Here is an 18354-nt window from a genome sequence, read left to right as displayed (position 1 = left end):
CTCCGGGGCCCCATACCTGTGTGCACTCGGCAGGATGCGATCCAGCAGCCCGCTGATGGCGACCGGGCCGTTTCGGTCGACCGGGTTCACGGCAGGCTGGCTTCTGCGGCAGCATGGATGCCGCCAGTGCCGTCGGTCGTGCCCGGCGCATGCGCCGGGAGGCGTCGTACGGCCGGGACGCAGAGCAGCGCGAGGGCGGCGGGGACCGCGAGCACTGTCATCGCGTAGAGGGTGGGGCGCACGCCGAGAGAGTCGGACACCGGGCCGGCCAGCACAAGCCCCAGGGGCATGAGTCCGGCCGACAGCAGGTAGTCGTATGAGCTCACGCGGGACAGGGCGGCTTCGGGCACGTGTGTCTGCAGCGCGGTCTCCCACAGCACGAAGAAGAGGGAGACACCGACACCGGTGATCCCTTCGAGGACCGTGATCAAGGCGAGTGAGGTGCCGGATCCGATGATGACCGCCTGGCAGGAGGCCACGGCGAGTCCCGCGGCGCCGAGGGCCATGGGGCGCGGGACCTTCAGCCGGTAGGCGCATACGTCTCCGACGATGGAGCCGATACCGAAGCCCGCGGTCACGGTCGACCAGCTTGCCGCACCGCCCCACTCCTGTTCGGCCAGGACAGGCCCCAGCACGAACACCGACGGCAGCACGACAACGTGATAGACCGCCATGGCGGCCATGCCCGACCACACCCACGTCCGGCTGCGCACCTGCACCCAACCGGCGCGCAACTCCTTCAGGAACGTCCCCCCGGCGAGGGGCTCCGCTGTCTCGGGTGCCGTGCCGCGAGGTTTCAGTCGGGCCAGGAACGCGGCGCTGGCCGCGAAGGTCAATGCGTCCAGGGCCAGAGCGCCGCCGGGGCCGAGCAACGCGACCACGCCGCCGGCCAGGGCCGGACCGAGTACCAGCGCGGACGACTGGGTGAACCCCCGCAGGGCATTCGCCTCCCGCAACCGGTCAGGTCCGACGACCAGCGGCAACAGTCCTGTGGAAGCGGGCATGAAGAACGCGTCGGCCGTGCCGAACACCATCATGAGCAGTACGAGATGCGGAATCCTGGCAGCACCGGTGATCAGCAGGACGGCGATGAGCCCCTGCACAGCGCATCGCACGACATCAGAGATCAGCATGACGCGGTGCCGCTTGAAACGGTCCGCCCAGACACCACCGACCAGGGCGAACAGCAGCATGGGAATCAGCCCGGAGGCCGCTACCAGCCCGACATCGGAAGCGGACCCGCCGATGGAGAGCACGGCGAAGGGGACGGCTACGAACGAAACACGGTCGCCCAGCACCGACAGCGACTGTCCGATGAACAGGCGGGCGAACTGCGGCTCATCGCGCAGCACGCCAGGAATCAAGAACTTCACGTGGTGGCCGATCAGGGGCAGGAGGACAGGTGCGAAACGCCCGATGGTAAGGCGGCCGGTCCCGGCCAGGCACCTGAATTTCTCCAGGTCGCGGCCTGTTCCAGGGATTCCCGCAGGGCGCACGCAGGTGCGGACTGTGCACCGCCCCGCGATGAACGACCAGGACCCGTGGCAGCTCACCGTACCCGCGGCCCGCACCCGCCGACGCCGCGCAGGCCGGTTAGCCCCCTCGGCGAGATCCTCGGTCCAGCACTCGCATCAGCGGCCACGCTGCGGCCTGCGCACGACCAACCCGATCGAGTCGACGTACTGAGGGTTCTGAAACGATCGCAGCGTGACAAGACACCGCGATACCGGCGCAACACCCGACCGACGACTGAACGAGCCCCACCGCTTGGACCTGGCCGACCCGGACACCCTGCGCCAGTTGTGTTAACTCCAGCGCGCTGCCTACGCCGTGGAGGCCGCACTCATCGGATTCGACGGCATCCCGCCCCTGCACGAAACCCTCCAAGAGTTGCGCGGCTGCACCGAGACCTTCCTCGGTGTCGCGGACGAGACCGGCTTGGCCGGAGCAGTGTCCTGGACCCGGCTGGACGACGGCACCTTGGATATCTGCCGACTCGTGGTTCATCCCCGCGCGCACCGCCGCGGCATCGCTACAGCGTTGCTCGACCGTCTCGATGCCATGGAATCCGCAGACCTGACCCTGGTCTCCACCGGAACGGCCAACCACCCCGCGCTCGCCCTCTACGAGAGACGCGGATTCACGCCCACCGGCAGACGTCGGATTGCGCCGGGCGTGACCGTCACGCTGCTGGAGCGAAAGACCGGTGCGCCACCCAACGTGCGGCCCGTCCACAAGTCTTGACAACTACTCGACATCGTTCCTGTGATCGGCACGTCCGTGGAAGTGGCCAGCCTCGCCGAGGGGCTACGCAACCGGTTGGTGACCGTGACCGACGGGCACCGTGGACCGGAGGTCCTCCCCTTTGCGTCGGCCGAATCCCCCCGCCGGAAGCCGCCCCTGCGTACCGCCTTGTATCGAGTGTTTGACACAAGATTCCGTCCAGGGCATCTTGTACCCACCGCTTGATACAAGATTATCCGGGGGATCTCCATATGCTCGACATCGATGCGCTCCAATCCCGGCTCCTCGACCACGCCGACCACTACGCCCGCTGGTCCGGCCTGGCCATCGGCATCGTGGCCGCACAGCACTTGGTCACCATGGACAGCGGCGACATCACGATGCCCCTCGTGTTCGCCATCACCGCCTTCGGCCTGTGCGCGGTGGGAGGTGTCCTGCTCGGCGACGCCCTGACCCTGCGTCCCCAGGCAGCGGTACGCACCGCGAGTCTCGCCCCGCGCCTGATACGGGACCAAGTGCCGCCCCGTATGGCACCTCTGCTCCTTCTGCAGGCGGCGTCCCTCGTCACCCTGCTGCTGATCGGTGCGGTCACGGCCTCCTCCGACTTCGACCGGACCGGCAGAGCGGGGCGTGTCGTCAACGTCACCTGCGAAGGGATGCCCACCTCCCTCGGGCCCTGGCCCGGCCTGCACTACAGCGGCCCGATGTTCGCCGCCCTAGCGGTCGGAACCCCCGTCTGTGTCTGGGCGCTTCGCCGCATCGCCCACGGCCCGGGCGACGACCGGCAGCGCCGCGACCGCGCGTGGGCGATCACCGGAGCCTGGGGGCTGCTGGTGTCGAGCCAGGTGCTGCTCGTCGTGTTGATGGTCCTCGTCGCACTCACGGACAAGGCCTGCGCCGGCCCGCTGGGCGCCGCCACCATCGTGGCGATCTGCCCCCTGGGCCTGCTGGCCATGTTCACCTTCGGATGGTCCCTGGTCACCGTGGTGGCACCCCGGGCGGTCGACGACGAGGCAGCCGACGATAGGACGTTCGACGATGAGTGACTCCGCCGTCCGCGTCGACACCACCAGCCAGGTACCGCCGTACGAGCAGATCCGCGCCCAGCTGGCCGCGCTGATCCGCACCGGCCGGCTGGCCGAGGGCGAGCGACTGCCGACCGTGCGCCAGCTCGCCGCCGACCTCGGTCTGGCGCCGGGCACCGTGGCCCGCGCCTACCGCGAGCTGGAGATGGCCGACCTGATCCGCACCCGTCGTGGCGCGGGCACCCGGGTGGCGGCCCTCCCGTCCGATGCGCACGCGCACGACGCCGACCAACTCGCGACTCTGGTACGGGACTTCACGTCCGCCGCCCGAGCGCTCGGTGCCGACACCGAGGACATCCTGACCGCCGTCCGTGACGCCTTGGACCCGGGGCCCGCCTTTTCCCCGGACACCGTCGACAGCGGAGCGGGTGGCCCCGACAGGCCAGGCGCCTTCATCGGCGATGGCGACCCGAGCGACCACGGCTTTCGTACGTGATCGTCACCCCGGATCCAGATGTCCACACAGTCCGGTACCGACCGGAACCGATGGAAGTGCTGGGTCCCACCGTGGAATTCAGCGCTTCCGCGAAGGGCTTGTGCCAGGCGGTATTTCATGACCTCTTCCCAAGGTCCGTACGGTCGGTTTCATGGAGTGGAATTTTCGGACGGCCGAAATGCTCGCGGCTGCCTTGCGCGCCGGTGAAGTGACCTCGGCGGAACTGACCGACGCGGCGATCGCCCGCATAGAGCGGGACGACAAGGCGGTGAACACGATCTGCGTTCCGGACTTCGACCGTGCACGGGCCGCCGCGCGCGGCGCCGACCGGGCGCGCGCCCGCGGTGAGGACCGGCCGCTGCTCGGCATTCCGGTGACGGTCAAAGAGTCCTACAACATCGCCGGGCTGCCCACGACTTGGGGCATGCCTCAACACCGGAACCACCTACCGGCCGAGGACGCGGTGCAGGTGTGGCGGCTCAAGGCCGCAGGCGCGGTAGTGCTCGGAAAGACCAATGTGCCCCTGGGGCTGCAAGATGTGCAGACCTTCAACGAGATCTACGGAACCACCAACAACCCGTGGGATCACGCTCGCACGCCGGGTGGATCCTCCGGCGGATCGGCGGCGGCCCTGGCGTCCGGATTCGGCGCACTGTCCATCGGCTCCGACATCGGTGGTTCGTTGCGCACCCCCGCCCATTTCTGCGGTGTCTACGCACACAAGCCGACGCTCGGGCTGGCGGCGATCCGCGGTATGGTCCCGCCGCCCGCGCCGGCACTTCCGGCCACCCCTGACCTCGCCGTCGTCGGCCCGATGGCGCGCACTGCCCGCGACCTCACGCTCCTGCTCGACGTCATGGCCGGACCGGACCCGCTGACGCTGGGTGTGGCCCACAGCTTGAAGCTGCCGCCCACGCGCCACGAGCGGCTCCGCGACTTCCGGGTCCTGGTCCTCGACACGCATCCGCTCATTCCGACCGGGTCCGCCGTGCGGGCGGGCGTGAACCGGGTGGCCGAGGCGCTTGTCGACGAGGGCGCCCGCGTCGAACGGCACAGTCCGCTGCTCCCCGATCTGACCGAAGCCGCGATGATCTACACGCAGTTGCTCTTCTCGAGCTCCGTCGCACGCTTTCCCGTCGAAGAGTACGAGCGGCTGCGGACCCGAGCCGCCGGACTGAGCGCGGACGACCGGAGTCTCGATGCGGCGCGGTTGCGCGGCATGGTGTTCAGTCACCGCGACTGGATCGAGGCGAACAGCCGTCGCGAGGTCCACCGCCACGGCTGGCGGCGGCTCTTCGCCGAGTTCGACGCCGTGGTGTGTCCCATCACTCCCACGCCCGCGTTCCCGCACGATCACCACCCCGATCTGCTGGAACGCCGGATCGACATCGACGGCGTCGAGTACCCGTACCTCGACCAGCTCGTCTGGGCCGGGCTGGCCACCATGCCCGGCCTACCCGCCACCGCCGTACCGACGGGCAGGTCCCCCGAGGGTCTGCCGGTGGGAGTGCAGCTCATCGGTCCGATGTTCGAGGACCGCACTCCACTGAGGCTGGCCGAGTTGCTAGAGCAGAAGATCGGCGGCTTCCAGGTACCGAGGTAGGGCGTACCCCGGTGTCCGGCGAGGAGGAGGCGCGGATCATCCGGCCGGCACGGCTCGCTGCCGGTCAGTCGATCAGGACCCCCGGGTTGAGGACGTGATGGGGGTCCAGGGCGTCCTTGGCCGCGCGCAGCGCGAGCGCGAAGGGCGCCGGGCGCTGGAGGTCGTAGGCGGGACGGTGGTCGCGGCCGACGGCGTGATGGTGGGTGATGGTTGCCTCGTAGCGGTGCAGGACTTCGCCGGCGGCGGCCTTGATGTCGTCCCAGATCTGCACCTCCTCGCCGGGGCGGCCGGCCACGGCCACGGTGAAGTAGGGGGCGGCACCGTCGGGGTAGACGTGGGTCAGGCGGCAGTTGATGGTGGCCGGGTGTCCGGTGGCCTTCAGGGCGGCGGCGCCGACCTGGGTGCGAACGGCGTCGATCAGGGCGGGAATCCTGTCCCAGGTGGCGGCGGTCTCGAAGGTCTCGACGACGGCGCCCATGCGGGCCAAGCCATCACGGAGGTAGGGCATGCGCAGGAACGCCGAACGCCAGCTGCTCACGGCCGTGTCGGCGTTGCGGCCTCCCGTCGGTGCCTCGCCGCGGCCGCCGTGGGCGCGGGCCAGGTCCAGGGCGCTCGTGAGACGGTCGGCGACGCCGGTGGTGGCGGACTCGAAGCCAAGGATCAGGACGGCGGAGCCATCGTGCGAGGCGCCGGACAGCAGGGCCTCGCCGGGATCCAGCAAGCGGCAGTTCGCTGGGGCGAGGTCGCTCTGGGCGATGGCACGCACCGCGTTCAGTGCCTGCTGGAAGTCGGCGAAGGCCACGGATGTCGAGGCCTTGTGCAGCGGGCGCTCCTGCAGGCGCATCCACGCCTCGGTGATGACACCGAGCACGCCCTCGGAGCCGAGGAACAGGCGGTCGGGCGACGGTCCGGCGCCGGACGCGGGCAGGCGCCAGGACGTGCTGATGCCGGCAGGCGTGACGACGCGCAGGGACTGCACGTAGTCGTCGATGTGGGTGCGGCCGGTGGCGTAGTGGCCTCCGGCCCGGGTGGCCAGCCAGCCGCCGAGGGTGGAGAACTCGAAGCTTTGCGGGAAATGACGCAAGGTGAGGCCGTGGGACCGCAATTGGTCTTCCAGCACGGGACCGAGCGCACCGGCCTGGATGCGGGCCGAACGGCTGACGGCGTCGATCTCCAGGACCCGGTCCATCGAGGTCAGGTCCAGCGACAGCACGGCACGGTGCGCGACTCCGCGATACTCCACGCCGCCGACCACCGAGGTTCCGCCGCCGAAGGGGATGACGGCCACGCCCTGCCCGCCGGCCCAGTCCAGCAGGTCGGCCACCTCCCGGCCGTCGGTCGGGCGGGCGACCAGGTCGGGGATCCGGCCCGGCCGGCCGCGCAGGGCCCGAATGACGTCCCGGTAGGCCTTGCCCATGGCGTGGGCGGCGCGCACGTCGGGATCGGCGGTGACCAGGTGCGCCAGAGCGTCCGGGGGAGTAGCCCTGGGGCGGGAGATGTTCAGGTCGGCGACCCGGGGGATCGGCAGCGGGCGGGGCAGCGTTCCCGGCAGCAGCGCCCCCAGGGCGGCGCACTCGGCATCGGCGGGGTGGGAGTCGGCGTAGCCCCAGCCCCACCAGGAGCGGGTGCGGGAGGTGCCGGGGTCGGACGGGGCGACAGGCATACGTGTGCTCCCAGCGGGTCCATTGAATTTACCCAACGGAAAATTACCCTAGGGTAATATCGAGGGCATGACAACGTCTTCCTCCAGGGCCGGCACCAAGGGCGTGCCCAGGGCCGCGCGCGAACGACAGGTCCTGGCCGCGGCCACCGAGGAATTCGGGCGCCACGGCTACGAAGTCACCACCGTGGCCGTTGTCGCAGCCCGCGTGGGCGTCACCAAGCCCCTCCTGCACCACTACTTCGGCAGCAAGCAGGATCTCTATCTCGCCTGCCTGAACCCGGTCGGTGACCGGCTGCTGGACGCGATCCGCGCCGCGATGGCCGAACACGCCTCCGACGCACCGCCCACCTCGCTCCGCGTACTGCACGCCCTGTTCACCGCACTGGACGGGCAGCGCGAGGCGTGGTTCGTCCTCTACGACACCACGCTGCCGCCCGACAGTGACGCCGCCCGACGCGCCGAGCACTACCGCCGTGCCATCGACGACCTCGCCGCGATCGGCACCACCGACCTCCTGCACGCGGCCGGGTCCAGTGATCCGCTGGACGCCGACGCTCTCAAGTACGCCTGGCGCGGCCTGTGCACCGCCCTGGTGCGCTGGTGGGTCAACCACCCCGATCAGTCACCGCAGGCCATGGCGCAACGGTGCGCACGGCTCTTCGCCGCCGGCCACGGCATCCTCGCAAGCGGCGGCGAGGGCAGGTGAACCGAGAACCGTCGAGTTGGATGCCGCCCAGGCGACGCTGCCGGCCGCCTGCCGCAGAAGTTGACCTCGCACGTCACGGGGACCTTGAGTGGTGCCCACGTGCTCAGTGAGGAGCCAAGTGCACCGTATTCAGACGTCCGACCTGATGCCGCAGTGCTCCCAGTGCGGCATCGACCTGATCGTGAGCGTTGTCGCGCCCAAGAACGACACCGCCGGTCGCCCGATCCACCTTCAGCTGTGCATGGCGTGCGACGGCGAGAAGCCGGCCGCCGGTGCGCTTCTGTTCTGGTTCGCCTCGGGCGGCGGGCACGACTTGGAACGAAGCGAGGAGGGCGCTCGGCTGCTGATGCGATGGACGAAGGAGGCGATGGCCGAGTACGGCTGGTACTGGCGTGGGACCGACGTGGAGGCGGCCGTCTCCATGCCCGGTCTGTCGCATGACGAGGCAGTCGCCCGCGACCTCATGAACCCGGGCACGACCGGCGGATTCCCCGAGGTCGACCAACTGCAGCGGGAACGCGACGCGTTGCGCGCCCAGTTGGCGAGCGCCGACTCCGAGCAGCGCGGGCGGCTTCAGCGACGCGTCCGTGAGCTGGGCGCCGCCATCGCCGGACCACTCGCCCCCGAGAGTGTCACCGCGCAGGCGCCCAGTACTTTCGCTCCCCGCCCCGCACCCGACCCGCTGAGTCCGGAGGCGGAACAGCGCGTCCAGGGCCCGCGTGAGCGGCTGAGGTCCGAGCAGGACGAAGCCGACGCGGACGGCAGCTGAACCGGCCGGACAGGGCTCGAATCACGACGGTTCGCCGGTCGCCACCGGGCCGGTGTTCACGATCGCTCGCCGGCCGTCGCCGGGCCGGGGACTGCGCCAGGGAGTTGCTTGACGGCCAGGGCCGAGAAGCTGGGCCAGGCGGCGTCGGCGTGATTGATGCCCACGCGCAGGCCGATGCCCCCGGTGATGTCGGCGGCCTTGTGCTGCGAGGTCCAGTGCGCGGTGACGGTGCCGTCGACTCGCATGGTGGTGGTCCGTCCGCTGACGGTGACCTGGAGCCGATGCGCGCTAGCCGGGACGAGCGAGCGTCCGACCGCCCCCATCGACGTGCCGCTTCCGATCCCGGCAGCCACCTTCCGACGCTTGCCGGGATTCGTGCTGTCCAGCAGCACTGACACCGCACCGGTCGGGAACAAGGGCGATGCCACCAGGCCAGGCGGCAACGGGAGCCCCGGTGGTTGTGACACTGCTGGTGGGCCGCATACTCATGGCCCGTCCGTGCCGTGAACGGGGACGGGTGCGCGATGACAGGAACTGGAAGGGCTGATGGGGGACATGAAGGTCGCGAACGAGCCGGTCATACCGGCAGAGGTGGAAAGTCCTGCTCTGCGGGCCCAGCCAACCGGAAGCCTTGCTCGGTGGCTGCTGCGCCACCGGGTGCAGCCGGCCGGGCCCGCGGCAGGCGAGGGACACGCCGAGCAGCACGCCTGGTGGAAGGTGATGTGCCTGACCGGGGTCGACTACTTTTCCAGCCTGGCCTACGTCCCGGCGATCGCCGCACTCGCGGCCGGGGAGGCCTCGCCGCTGGCGACGCTGGTGATCGTGGTGCTGACCCTGGTGGGAATGCTGCCGATGTACCGACGGGTCACTCGGGAGAGCCCCAACGGAGCGGGTTCGGTGGCCATGCTGGAGGACCTGCTGCCGTTCTGGTGGGGCAAGCTGTTCGTCCTGGTGCTGCTCGGTTTCGTCGCCACCTCCTGGATCATCACGATCACGCTGTCCACGGCGGACGCTTCCGTGCACGTGGTGGAGAACCCCTACTTCCCGCATGCCCTGCACGGTCACGAGGTCGCTCTCACCGTGGCGTTGCTGGTGGTGCTCGGCGGAGTGTTCCTGCTCGGGTTCAGTGAAGCCGTCAAGGTGGCCATCCCCCTGGTCGCCGCCTTCCTGGCACTCAACGCGGCAGTCATCGCCGTCGGCATGGTCGACGTCTTCACCACGCCGGGCGCGTTCTCGGCATGGACGCACGCCCTCGGCGACGGGGGAGGCGGTTTCGGAGACCTGGCAGGGCCCGCACTACTGGCGTTCCCCCTGCTGGTGCTGGGCCTGTCCGGTTTCGAGACCGGCGTGAGCATGATGCCCCTCATATCCGCGCAGGGCAGCGACCCCGAGCAGCACAAGCGGTCCCGCATCCGCAACACCCGACGGCTGCTGACCACCGCTGCGCTCGTCATGAGCGTCTACCTGCTGGCCGCGAGCTTCGTGACCACTGTCCTCATCCCTCACAAGGAGTTCGAGTCCGGCGGCCAGGCGAACGGCCGGGCGCTGGCCTGGCTGGCGCACGAGAAGGTCGGCGAAGTGTTCGGCACCGCCTACGACATCAGCACCATCCTGATTCTGTGGTTCGCGGGCGCGTCCGCGATGGCCGGGCTCATCAACATCGTGCCCAGGTATCTGCCCGAGTACGGCATGGCCCCGGAATGGGGGCGCGCCGTACGCCCGGTCGTGATCGTCTACACAGCGCTCTGCATCGTCATCACCATCGCGTTCGGTGCCGACGTCGACGCACAGGCCGGCGCCTACGCCACCGGCATCCTGGCCATGATGGTCTCCGGCGCGTTCGCCGTCACGGTGTCTGTCGTCCGCAGCCGCCGACGCCTGGCTGGTGCAGGGTTCGCATCGCTCACCGCCGTTCTGCTCTACGCGCTGATCGCCAACATCGTCGACAAGCCCGAGGGCATCGCCATCTCGGGCATGTTCATCGCGGGCATCGTCGCCGTGTCCCTGATCTCCCGGGTCTCACGCACCACTGAACTACGCGCCGACCGCATCGTGTTCGACACCAAGGCGCGCCAATTCATCACCGACACCCTCGCGCACGACAACGCCATCAACATCATCACCAACCGGCGAGAGGCCGGCGACAGCGCCGAGTACGCCCACAAGGAGCGGGAACAGCGCGGCATCAACCCCGTGCCCGGCCCCGCCGACGTGCTGTTCCTGGAGATCGACGTGGTCGATCCGTCCGACTTCAGTGAAACCCTCTGCGTACAGGGCGTCGAGGTGGACGGCTACCGCATCCTGCGCGCCGAGGCCCCGGCCGCTCCGAACGCCATTGCCGCGATCCTGCTCGCCCTGCGCAACGCCACCGGTGTCCAGCCGCACTGCTACTTCGCGTGGGCCGAAGGAAGTCCCCTACGTCACATGTTCCGCTACTTCCTCCTGGGTCGCGGCGACACCGCCCCCGTCACCCGCGAAATCATCCGCAGCAACGAACCCGACCCTGACCGACGCCCCGGCATCCACGTCGGCGGCTGAACCTCGACGGTACGCGGAACGGGTGGTCGCTTCCCTGTCACCGCTCCGCGATGGGCGTCGGTGTGCGCCAAGGGGCGAACTGGGGACCGTCGTTCGGATGTGCGCCTCGCCGTCACTCGTGTGGTGTACGGACTTCTCAAGTCCCTGGTCAGGTCGCCGATGGACCGGCAGGAACGATGGAGTCGAGGAAGGGCTGGTCCTGTGACGTCTGTATCGGTGCCGCGGTCGCAAGCGGGTTTGGACACGGTGGCGGTTGCCGTCGAGGAACTGCGGGTCGGCCGTCCCGTGGTGGTGGTGGACGACGCGGACCGGGAGGACGAGGGTGACCTGATCATGGCGGCGCAGTTCGCGACCGCCGAGACATTGGGCTTCTTCGTGCGCTGGACCAGCGGTCTGATCTGCGCGCCCATGGCGCCGGAGGTCGCCGACCGGCTGGAGCTGCCGCTGATGGTCCCCTCCGCACCGGGCGCCGACACGACCGCCTACACGGTTACGGTCGACGCGGTGGGCGTCGGCTCCGGTATCTCCGCCGCGGACCGGGCGCTGACCGTCCGTACGCTGGCCGACGCCGGTGCCCGCCCCGACCGGCTGATCCGCCCCGGGCATGTACTGCCGCTGCGTGCCCGCTCCGGGGGCATCGGTGAGCGGCGGGGGCACACCGAGGCGACCGTCGACCTGCTGCGCCTGGCGGGCCTTTCCCCGGTCGGCGTGATCAGCGAGGTCTGCGAGGAGGACGGCTCCGTCGCCCGCTTCGACCGGCTGCGGGCCTTCGCGGACGAACACGGCCTGGCGCTGATCTCGATCGAGCAGCTGTCGCATGCGCTGGGACGCCCGGACCCGATGCCGGCATGACGCCGGTGCGGCGGGCAACGGTCTTCGACCTGGACGACACCCTGGTCGACAGCGGCGCAGCGTGGGGACGGGTGTGCGCCGCCTTCACCGCCCGTCACGGGCACCGCTGGCGCGCTGAGGACGACGCGGCGCTGCACGGCAACGGCGGCTGGGCCGCCTACGTTGCCGGGCTGTGCGGCGGCGCGGTGACCACCGCCGAGGTGATCGGGACCTGTACCGCCGCGATGGCCGTGGAATGCGCCGCGGGCAGAGTCCCGGCGCTGCCCGCGGCGGTGGAACTCGTCCTGGAAGCCGAGCGCCACGGTCCCGTCGCCGTGGCCACGGCCAGCCCCCGCCACTACGTCCTGGCGATCCTGCGCGAGCTGGGCCTGGCGGCCCGGTTGCGCGCTGTCATCTGCGCCGAGGACGTCGTCCGCGGCAAACCCGCTCCCGACGCCTACCTGCATGCCGCCGCCAGGATCGGCATCCATCCCTCCGCCTGTGTGGCCGTCGAGGACTCCCCGAACGGCATCCGCTCCGCGCACGCCGCCGGCCTGCGTGTCCTTGCCATCCCTCGCGCCGGCATGAACCTCCCGCCCGATGTGGCCCCGCTGCCCGCGGCGCAGGCACGCTCGACGCGCGACGCCCTCCCCCTGCTGGCCCGACTGCACGCACCCAGCCCCAACACCCAGCCACAGCCTCTGGTTCGCGAGGCCACCTGAGTCGGCCCCTGGCCGGACCCCGGGCCGGCGGCACACCCCGACCGCTCTCCGGCACAGCCAGGACAAGTCGGGAACCGAAACCGTCAGGGCGGCGTGTGTGATCCACGCCATAGGGCGGGGGTGCATAGCGGGGGCGGGGTCAGTGCCTTTGCCCAAGGTGTATGGGCGTGGTCCCGCGGTGGTGCGGCGGCGTACGAGGTCGATGCGGTGCGCGCTGTCCTGCGGTCCCACGCGTCTCCGGTAGAGGCCGACGTGCGCGGCGGGGAAGCAAGGGGTCGGCTCTGATGGGGGGGGGTTGCGGACCGATGCGTTCGACCGTTTCGTGACGGCTCGGTGGTCGGCGTCGCCTCACACATCGCGGAAGTGCTGGGGGCCCGGCGCGTACAGCTCGTTCGTCCTGCTCTCCACGAGTAGAAAGCTCACCACGTGATTCATGAGAACACGCCCGCGTCTGCCGACGAGCAACGGAAGGCGGCGAATCGCCCGCCGATCTCCTGGGAGCGGCGGCTGCGCCTCTTCGGGCCCGTCGAGCGCCCGCGTACTTCCGTGCGCGACCGCCTGGTCGTGCCGTTTCCCGAACCCGGGTCACGGCTGTGGCGCACGCTCGGGCTGTCCCCGGTGGCGGCGTGCCGCCTGGCGCGCTGGTCGGCATGGGGCGGGCCACTGCTGGTGGCGCTCCTTGCCGGGCTACCGCGCTTTTGGCGTCTGGGCAGTCCGCGGACGGTCGTATTCGACGAGACGTACTACGCCAAGGACGCCTGGTCCCTGCTGCGGCTCGGCTACGAGGGCACCTGGCCGAAGAGCAGGATCTCCGATCCGCAGATCCTGGCCGATCCCCAGGTGATCCCGCTCTCCGACACCGGGTCCTTCGTCGCGCACCCGCCGACGGGCAAGTGGGTCATCGCCCTCGGCGAGTGGATGTTCGGCCTCACCCCGTTCGGCTGGCGCTTCATGACGGCGCTTCTCGGCACGCTGTCGGTGCTGATGCTGTGCCGAATAGGACGCCGCCTGTTCCGTTCGACACTGCTGGGCTGCCTGGCCGGAGCACTGATGGCGGTGGACGGTCTGCACTACGTGATGAGCCGCACGGCTCTGCTCGACCTCGTCGTCATGTTCTTCGTACTGGCGGCGTTCGGATGCCTGCTCATCGACCGGGACAGTGCGCGGGCCCGGCTCGCGGCAGCTCTACCGGTCGAGGAGGACGGCCGGGTGCGCCCCGACGGATACACCGGCGACCGTGCAGGGACGGGAGTGCGTCCCTGGCGGCTCGCAGCCGGACTCTTCCTGGGCCTGGCGGCCTCGACCAAATGGAACGGCCTGTACTTCCTCGCCTTCTTCGTGATCCTCAGCCTGCTGTGGGACGTCGGCGCCCGCCGCGTAGCGGGGGCGCGCCGCCCCTACCGCGCGGTGCTGCGCAAGGACCTCGGCCGGTCGGTGCTTTCCCTCGTCCCGGTCGCCGCGCTGACGTATCTGGCGACATGGACCGGCTGGTTCCTGTCCGACAACGGCTACGGACGCCACTGGGCGGACGGCCGCGGCGGCACATGGTCGTGGATTCCGGCCCCGCTGCGCAGCCTGTGGCACTACGAGTACGGCGTCTACCAGTTCAACGTGGGGCTGAGCACTCCCCACAAGTACGAGTCGAACCCCTGGAGTTGGCTGGTCCTCGGCCGCCCCGTGCTGTTCGACTACCAGTCGCCGAAACCCGGGGAAGACGGCTGCCACGCGACGGCCGACTGCTCGCAGGCGATCCTCGCCCTGGGAACACCGCTCCTGTGGTGGTCGGGATGCTGCGCACTCGTGTACCTGCTCTACCGATGGGCGCTGCGCCGCGACTGGCGCTCCGGCGCCATTCTGTGTGCGGTGGGTGCCGGCTATCTGCCCTGGTTCCAGTACCAGGACCGCACGATCTTCTCCTTCTACGCGGTCGTCTTCGTGCCGTACCTGAGCCTGGCCGTGGCGATGATGCTGGGAGCTCTGCTGGGTCCGCCGGGAGCGGCCGGCAAGCGCCGCGTCCGAGGCGCGGTGGTCGCAGGCGTGCTGGTCCTGCTCATCGCCTGGAACTTCATCTATTTCTTCCCGATCTACACCGGGCAGACGATCCCGAATGCCGACTGGCGCGCCAGGATGTGGCTCGATACCTGGATCTGAGCGGGGGCCGTGGGCCGGGGAGTCGGATCTCGCGGCGGCCGGCGCGCGAACCGTCCCTCCTCACCCCAAGCCCCGCCGGAACCGTCCGCCCCCGCTGGTCGTCTTGTGCGCTGACTGTGTACGGATGCCGGGATGCGGGGGACGTTGTGACGCTTAACGTAACGAAGGCCGGTCTCCTGATGGCGGCCATGGCGACGGTGCTCGGGGCCTCGGCCTGCGGCGGGGAAGCCGGCGCGGCGGGCGCGGGGACCGGCGGGACGCTCCCCGGGCACGGGAAGAGGGAGTCCGTGGCGCCCTTCGGGGACAGGGCGTCGTCCGGCTCGGCGCCGACGTCTCCCGGCGCCGTGGGGAAGGTGTCCGGGACCGCGCGGACCGCGGCGTCGCCCGTCACCCGGCACGTGCCGTGGAACCTGGACATCCTGGACCAGCGGTCGCGGCCGCTGAACGGGAAGTTCACCGCCACCGCCACGGGCAAGGGAGTTCACGTCTATGTGATCGACACCGGGATGGACATCGCTCACCAGGAGTTCGGCGGACGCGCCCACCGCGGCGCCGACTTCGTGGGCCCGAAGGACTCCGGTGACTGCTTCAGCGAGGGGGGCATCGGCCACGGCACGTTCGTCGCGGGCATCATCGGCGGGGCGAGGTACGGGGTGGCGCCCAAGGCGGAGCTCGTACGGGTCCAGGGCGTCCTGTGCGAGAGCGGGGGCGGCGGTTCCCCGGCGGCGGCCGAGGCGGCCGTGGTGAAGTCGGTCAAGTGGGTCACCGCGCACGCGCAGAAGCCCGCGGTGGTGAACATGTCGCTCAACTTCGACCACCGGTCGGCGGCCGTGGAGTCCGCCGTGAAGAAGATGGTCGACGCGGGGATCCCGACGGTGGTGTCGGCCGGCAACTTCCATGACGACGCCTGCAAGCACTCCCCGGCCGGCGTCCCCGGCACGATCGTCGTGGCGGCCTCCACCTCGAACGACCGCGCGTGGAGCGACGGCGGCTCCTACGGATCGGGTTACGGACGGTGCGTGGATCTGTTCGCCCCCGGCCAGAAGGTGACCGCCGCCCTCGCCGGCGGGGGTACGACCAGGGAGGACGACGGCGCGACGTCCTGGGCCGCGCCGCATGCGACCGGCGTGATCGCGCTGTACCTGTCGGCACACCCCCACGCCACGGCTCGCGAGGTCCACGTCTGGCTCGACCGCACGGCCACCCGTGGTGTCGTGCGCGGAGTGCGCTCCGACACTCCCAACCGGCTGCTCAACACCGGCGGCCTCTGACCGGACCTCGGCCGTCCCGGTCGCACGGTGACCCAGGGTGCCGTACGGCCAGAGGTGTTCGGCGGACCGCGCAGGGTGCGCTCCGCCTCGCTCATGCCCGGCATGCGGGCGGCACCGGACGTCGGGGGAGTGGCCGGTTGCCTCGAACGCTGTTCGGAGCGCGTGACGCGGCACACATACCCTTCCGGGCAGCCCTCGTACCAGCGACTTCACCCCGTTCACGGCTGGTGACCGACTGTCAGAACGCCCAATTCCGCATTTAGTACCCGGGGTTACATCTGCGGGTACGGTTGAACTTGCTAATGTGTTACTCGTTGGTAGCAATCCGTAGGGGGCCACGGGGAGCCGGCGCGTGCATCGCCGCCGCTTCCCGGCGGATTGGTCGAGAAGGACGTTCTGGCAAGGGGGCCAGGCGGACACGGCATCTGCGCGTAGCTATGACGCGGCCTCTGAACTCCCGTCTTCTCGCTCACTTATCCGAACAGGTGAGACTCCTCTTATGGCTCGTTCCCTGGTCGATCTACTGACCACGCACGCCTCCCGACAGCCCGACCGGACTGCCTACCGGTACCTCGTCACGGGTGACTGCGACGGAGAGATCCAGGACATTTCTTACGGGCGGCTCGCCGAGCGGTCCCGGGCCGTCGCCGCCTGGCTGCAGGAGCGCGGCCTGGCCGGTTCCCGCGCCATGCTCCTGTATCCGCCCGGCATCGAGTTCATCTGCGGTTACCTCGGCTGTCTTTCGGCCGGGGTCGTCGCCGTACCGGGCCTGCCCCCGCAGGGGCGGTCACAGAACCACCGCGCCCTGCTCCGGATGAAGCGCCTGATCGCCGACGCGGACGCCAAGGTGATCCTGGGCGGCCGCGAGGCGATCGCGGCCCTCGCCACCATGTCGGAACACCTGCCCGAACTGGCCGAGATCACCTGCGTCGCCACCGAGGACATCCCCGACGAGGCGGCCGGTTCCTGGCGCGAACCCGACCTCACCGCCGACTCGGTCGCCTTCCTCCAGTACACCTCCGGGTCCACCTCCGCCCCGCGCGGGGTGATGGTGACCCACGGGAATCTGCTGGAGAACGAGCGGGTCATCACGGAGCGGATGGGCCACACTCCCGACGTGATCGAGGAGTACGACCATGAACTCTTCGTCAGCTGGCTGCCCGTCTACCACGACATGGGCCTCATCGGCCCGGTCCTGAACGCGGCCTACCTCGGCGTGACCGCCACGCTCTTCTCCCCGCTGCACTTCCTGCAGCGGCCCGAGCGCTGGCTGACCGCCATCAGCCGGTACCGCCCGCACACCAGCGGCGGCCCCAACTTCGCCTACGAGCTGTGCCTGAAGCACGCCACGCCGGACCTGCTCGACGGCCTCGACCTGAGCCGGTGGAAGGTCGCCTTCAACGGCGCCGAACCGGTGCGGGCCGCGACCCTGCGCCGGTTCACCGAGACCTTCGGCGCGGCCGGCTTCCGCCGTGAGGCCCTCTATCCGTGCTACGGCCTGGCCGAGGCCACGCTGATCGTCACCGGCGGCTCGGTGCAGGCCCCGCCCACCCTGGCCACCACCGCCACCGCCACCGACGGGACCGGTCCGCACGCCGGCGCGGCGGAGGCCAGGTCGGCGGACGCGGCGGCGGTAGGCTCCGGCCGGCCCGGCCCCGGCATCACCGTGGTGATCGCCGACCCCGAACGGCAGGAGGAGCTGCCCGAGGGTGAGGTCGGCGAGATCTGGGTCTCCGGCGCGAGTGTCGCCAAGGGCTACTGGCGCAACGCGCTCGCCACCCGGCAGACCTTCCGGGCCACCCTCCGGGGGCACGAGGGCCGTTTCCTGCGCACCGGAGACCTCGGATTCCTGCGGGACGGTGAACTCTTCGTCACCGGCCGGCTCAAGGACCTGATGGTCATCGACGGACGCAACCACTACCCGCAGGACCTGGAACTGTCCGCCGAGATGTCCCACTGGGCGCTGCGGCCCGGCTGCACCGCCGCCTTCTCCGTGGACGGCGGAGCGGAGGGCGAGCAGCCGGTCGTCGTCGCCGAGACGGCGCCGGAGGCGGCGGGCGAGTCCGAGAAGATCATCGATCTGATCCGCGGCGCGATCGGCGAGGCGCACGGCCTGCCGGTGCGTGACGTCGTGCTCGTCCACCCCGGCACCATCCCCAAGACGTCCAGCGGAAAGATCCAGCGTCGTGCCTCCCGGACGGCGTATCTCGACGGCACTCTCTCCCTGGTCGGCGGGCCCGCGACGAGATGACCTCCCCCGCCGGCGGCGTGCCCACGCGCCGCCGGCGGCTCCACGCAGGTTCAACGGCGGCCTCGGGTACGTCTGTTACTCGAT

Annotated in this window: 15 protein-coding genes; 12 read left to right on the top strand and 3 right to left on the bottom strand. The window is 70.2% G+C overall.

Annotated features, from left to right (window positions below):
- Positions 1-86 precede the first annotated feature (86 nt).
- Entirely contained in the window at positions 87-1373 is a 1287-nt protein-coding gene (locus tag ACFWBT_RS32320) for an MFS transporter (RefSeq protein WP_385706535.1), read from the bottom strand.
- Positions 1374-1830: 457 nt separating this feature from the next.
- Between ACFWBT_RS32320 and ACFWBT_RS32315 the strand changes: the two genes are divergently transcribed.
- From ACFWBT_RS32315 to ACFWBT_RS32300, 4 genes are all read left to right on the top strand, one after another.
- On the top strand, positions 1831-2244 hold the full coding sequence (locus ACFWBT_RS32315; protein ID WP_385706534.1) for a GNAT family N-acetyltransferase: 414 nt from the start codon (positions 1831-1833) through the stop codon (positions 2242-2244).
- Positions 2245-2495: 251 nt separating this feature from the next.
- Positions 2496-3290, top strand: a complete 795-nt coding sequence (locus ACFWBT_RS32310) for a hypothetical protein (protein WP_385706533.1) — start codon at positions 2496-2498, stop codon at positions 3288-3290.
- Positions 3283-3765 (top strand): GntR family transcriptional regulator, encoded by a 483-nt coding sequence (locus ACFWBT_RS32305; protein ID WP_385706532.1) that lies wholly within the window; start codon positions 3283-3285, stop codon positions 3763-3765. Before ACFWBT_RS32310 ends, ACFWBT_RS32305 begins: the two co-directional genes overlap by 8 nt.
- A gap of 151 nt (positions 3766-3916) precedes the next feature.
- Positions 3917-5368: an amidase gene (locus tag ACFWBT_RS32300; RefSeq protein WP_385706531.1), complete on the top strand. Its 1452-nt coding sequence runs from the start codon at positions 3917-3919 to the stop codon at positions 5366-5368.
- 64 nt (positions 5369-5432) lie between these two features.
- Here the strand turns inward: ACFWBT_RS32300 and ACFWBT_RS32295 are convergent, their stop codons facing one another.
- Positions 5433-7031 (bottom strand): FAD-binding oxidoreductase, encoded by a 1599-nt coding sequence (locus ACFWBT_RS32295; RefSeq protein WP_385706530.1) that lies wholly within the window; start codon positions 7029-7031, stop codon positions 5433-5435.
- A gap of 67 nt (positions 7032-7098) precedes the next feature.
- Between ACFWBT_RS32295 and ACFWBT_RS32290 the strand changes: the two genes are divergently transcribed.
- A complete protein-coding gene (locus ACFWBT_RS32290; protein ID WP_385706529.1) occupies positions 7099-7737 on the top strand; it encodes a TetR/AcrR family transcriptional regulator in 639 nt (212 codons plus the stop codon).
- A gap of 118 nt (positions 7738-7855) precedes the next feature.
- On the top strand, positions 7856-8506 hold the full coding sequence (locus ACFWBT_RS32285; RefSeq protein WP_385706528.1) for a DUF6300 family protein: 651 nt from the start codon (positions 7856-7858) through the stop codon (positions 8504-8506).
- A 56-nt stretch (positions 8507-8562) separates the two neighbouring features.
- Here the strand turns inward: ACFWBT_RS32285 and ACFWBT_RS32280 are convergent, their stop codons facing one another.
- Positions 8563-8859, bottom strand: a complete 297-nt coding sequence (locus ACFWBT_RS32280; RefSeq protein WP_385706527.1) for a hypothetical protein — start codon at positions 8857-8859, stop codon at positions 8563-8565.
- 193 nt (positions 8860-9052) lie between these two features.
- Here ACFWBT_RS32280 and ACFWBT_RS32275 point away from each other — a divergent pair, with 193 nt between their 5' ends.
- The 6 genes from ACFWBT_RS32275 to ACFWBT_RS32250 all read left to right on the top strand — a co-directional run bounded on the left by ACFWBT_RS32275 (position 9053) and on the right by ACFWBT_RS32250 (position 18270).
- Positions 9053-11044: an amino acid transporter gene (locus tag ACFWBT_RS32275; RefSeq protein ID WP_385706526.1), complete on the top strand. Its 1992-nt coding sequence runs from the start codon at positions 9053-9055 to the stop codon at positions 11042-11044.
- 246 nt (positions 11045-11290) lie between these two features.
- Positions 11291-11896 (top strand): 3,4-dihydroxy-2-butanone-4-phosphate synthase, encoded by a 606-nt coding sequence (ribB, locus tag ACFWBT_RS32270; RefSeq protein ID WP_385706525.1) that lies wholly within the window; start codon positions 11291-11293, stop codon positions 11894-11896.
- On the top strand, positions 11893-12597 hold the full coding sequence (locus ACFWBT_RS32265) for an HAD family hydrolase (RefSeq protein WP_385706524.1): 705 nt from the start codon (positions 11893-11895) through the stop codon (positions 12595-12597). Before ribB ends, ACFWBT_RS32265 begins: the two co-directional genes overlap by 4 nt.
- Positions 12598-13023: 426 nt before the next feature.
- On the top strand, positions 13024-14748 hold the full coding sequence (locus ACFWBT_RS32260) for a dolichyl-phosphate-mannose--protein mannosyltransferase (protein WP_385706523.1): 1725 nt from the start codon (positions 13024-13026) through the stop codon (positions 14746-14748).
- 146 nt (positions 14749-14894) lie between these two features.
- On the top strand, positions 14895-16019 hold the full coding sequence (locus ACFWBT_RS32255; protein WP_385706522.1) for a S8 family peptidase: 1125 nt from the start codon (positions 14895-14897) through the stop codon (positions 16017-16019).
- Between the two features lie 499 nt (positions 16020-16518).
- Positions 16519-18270: a fatty acyl-AMP ligase gene (locus tag ACFWBT_RS32250; protein WP_385706521.1), complete on the top strand. Its 1752-nt coding sequence runs from the start codon at positions 16519-16521 to the stop codon at positions 18268-18270.
- Positions 18271-18354: the final 84 nt, after the last annotated feature.

It is taken from the genome of Streptomyces sp. NPDC060027, assembly GCF_042737005.1.
Classification (GTDB): domain Bacteria; phylum Actinomycetota; class Actinomycetes; order Streptomycetales; family Streptomycetaceae; genus Streptomyces.
This window is presented reverse-complemented; position numbering and strand designations above follow the sequence as displayed.

Excerpts from the sequence above, each read along its gene's own strand:
- ACFWBT_RS32275 (WP_385706526.1), top strand. The coding sequence starts at position 9,053 with ATGGGGGACATGAAGGTCGCGAACGAGCCGGTCATACCGGCAGAGGTG.
- ACFWBT_RS32295 (WP_385706530.1), bottom strand. The coding sequence starts at position 7,031 with ATGCCTGTCGCCCCGTCCGACCCCGGCACCTCCCGCACCCGCTCCTGG.
- ACFWBT_RS32310 (WP_385706533.1), top strand. The coding sequence starts at position 2,496 with ATGCTCGACATCGATGCGCTCCAATCCCGGCTCCTCGACCACGCCGAC.
- ACFWBT_RS32300 (WP_385706531.1), top strand. The coding sequence starts at position 3,917 with ATGGAGTGGAATTTTCGGACGGCCGAAATGCTCGCGGCTGCCTTGCGC.
- ACFWBT_RS32265 (WP_385706524.1), top strand. The coding sequence starts at position 11,893 with ATGACGCCGGTGCGGCGGGCAACGGTCTTCGACCTGGACGACACCCTG.
- ACFWBT_RS32305 (WP_385706532.1), top strand. The coding sequence starts at position 3,283 with ATGAGTGACTCCGCCGTCCGCGTCGACACCACCAGCCAGGTACCGCCG.
- ACFWBT_RS32250 (WP_385706521.1), top strand. The coding sequence starts at position 16,519 with ATGGCTCGTTCCCTGGTCGATCTACTGACCACGCACGCCTCCCGACAG.
- ACFWBT_RS32290 (WP_385706529.1), top strand. The coding sequence starts at position 7,099 with ATGACAACGTCTTCCTCCAGGGCCGGCACCAAGGGCGTGCCCAGGGCC.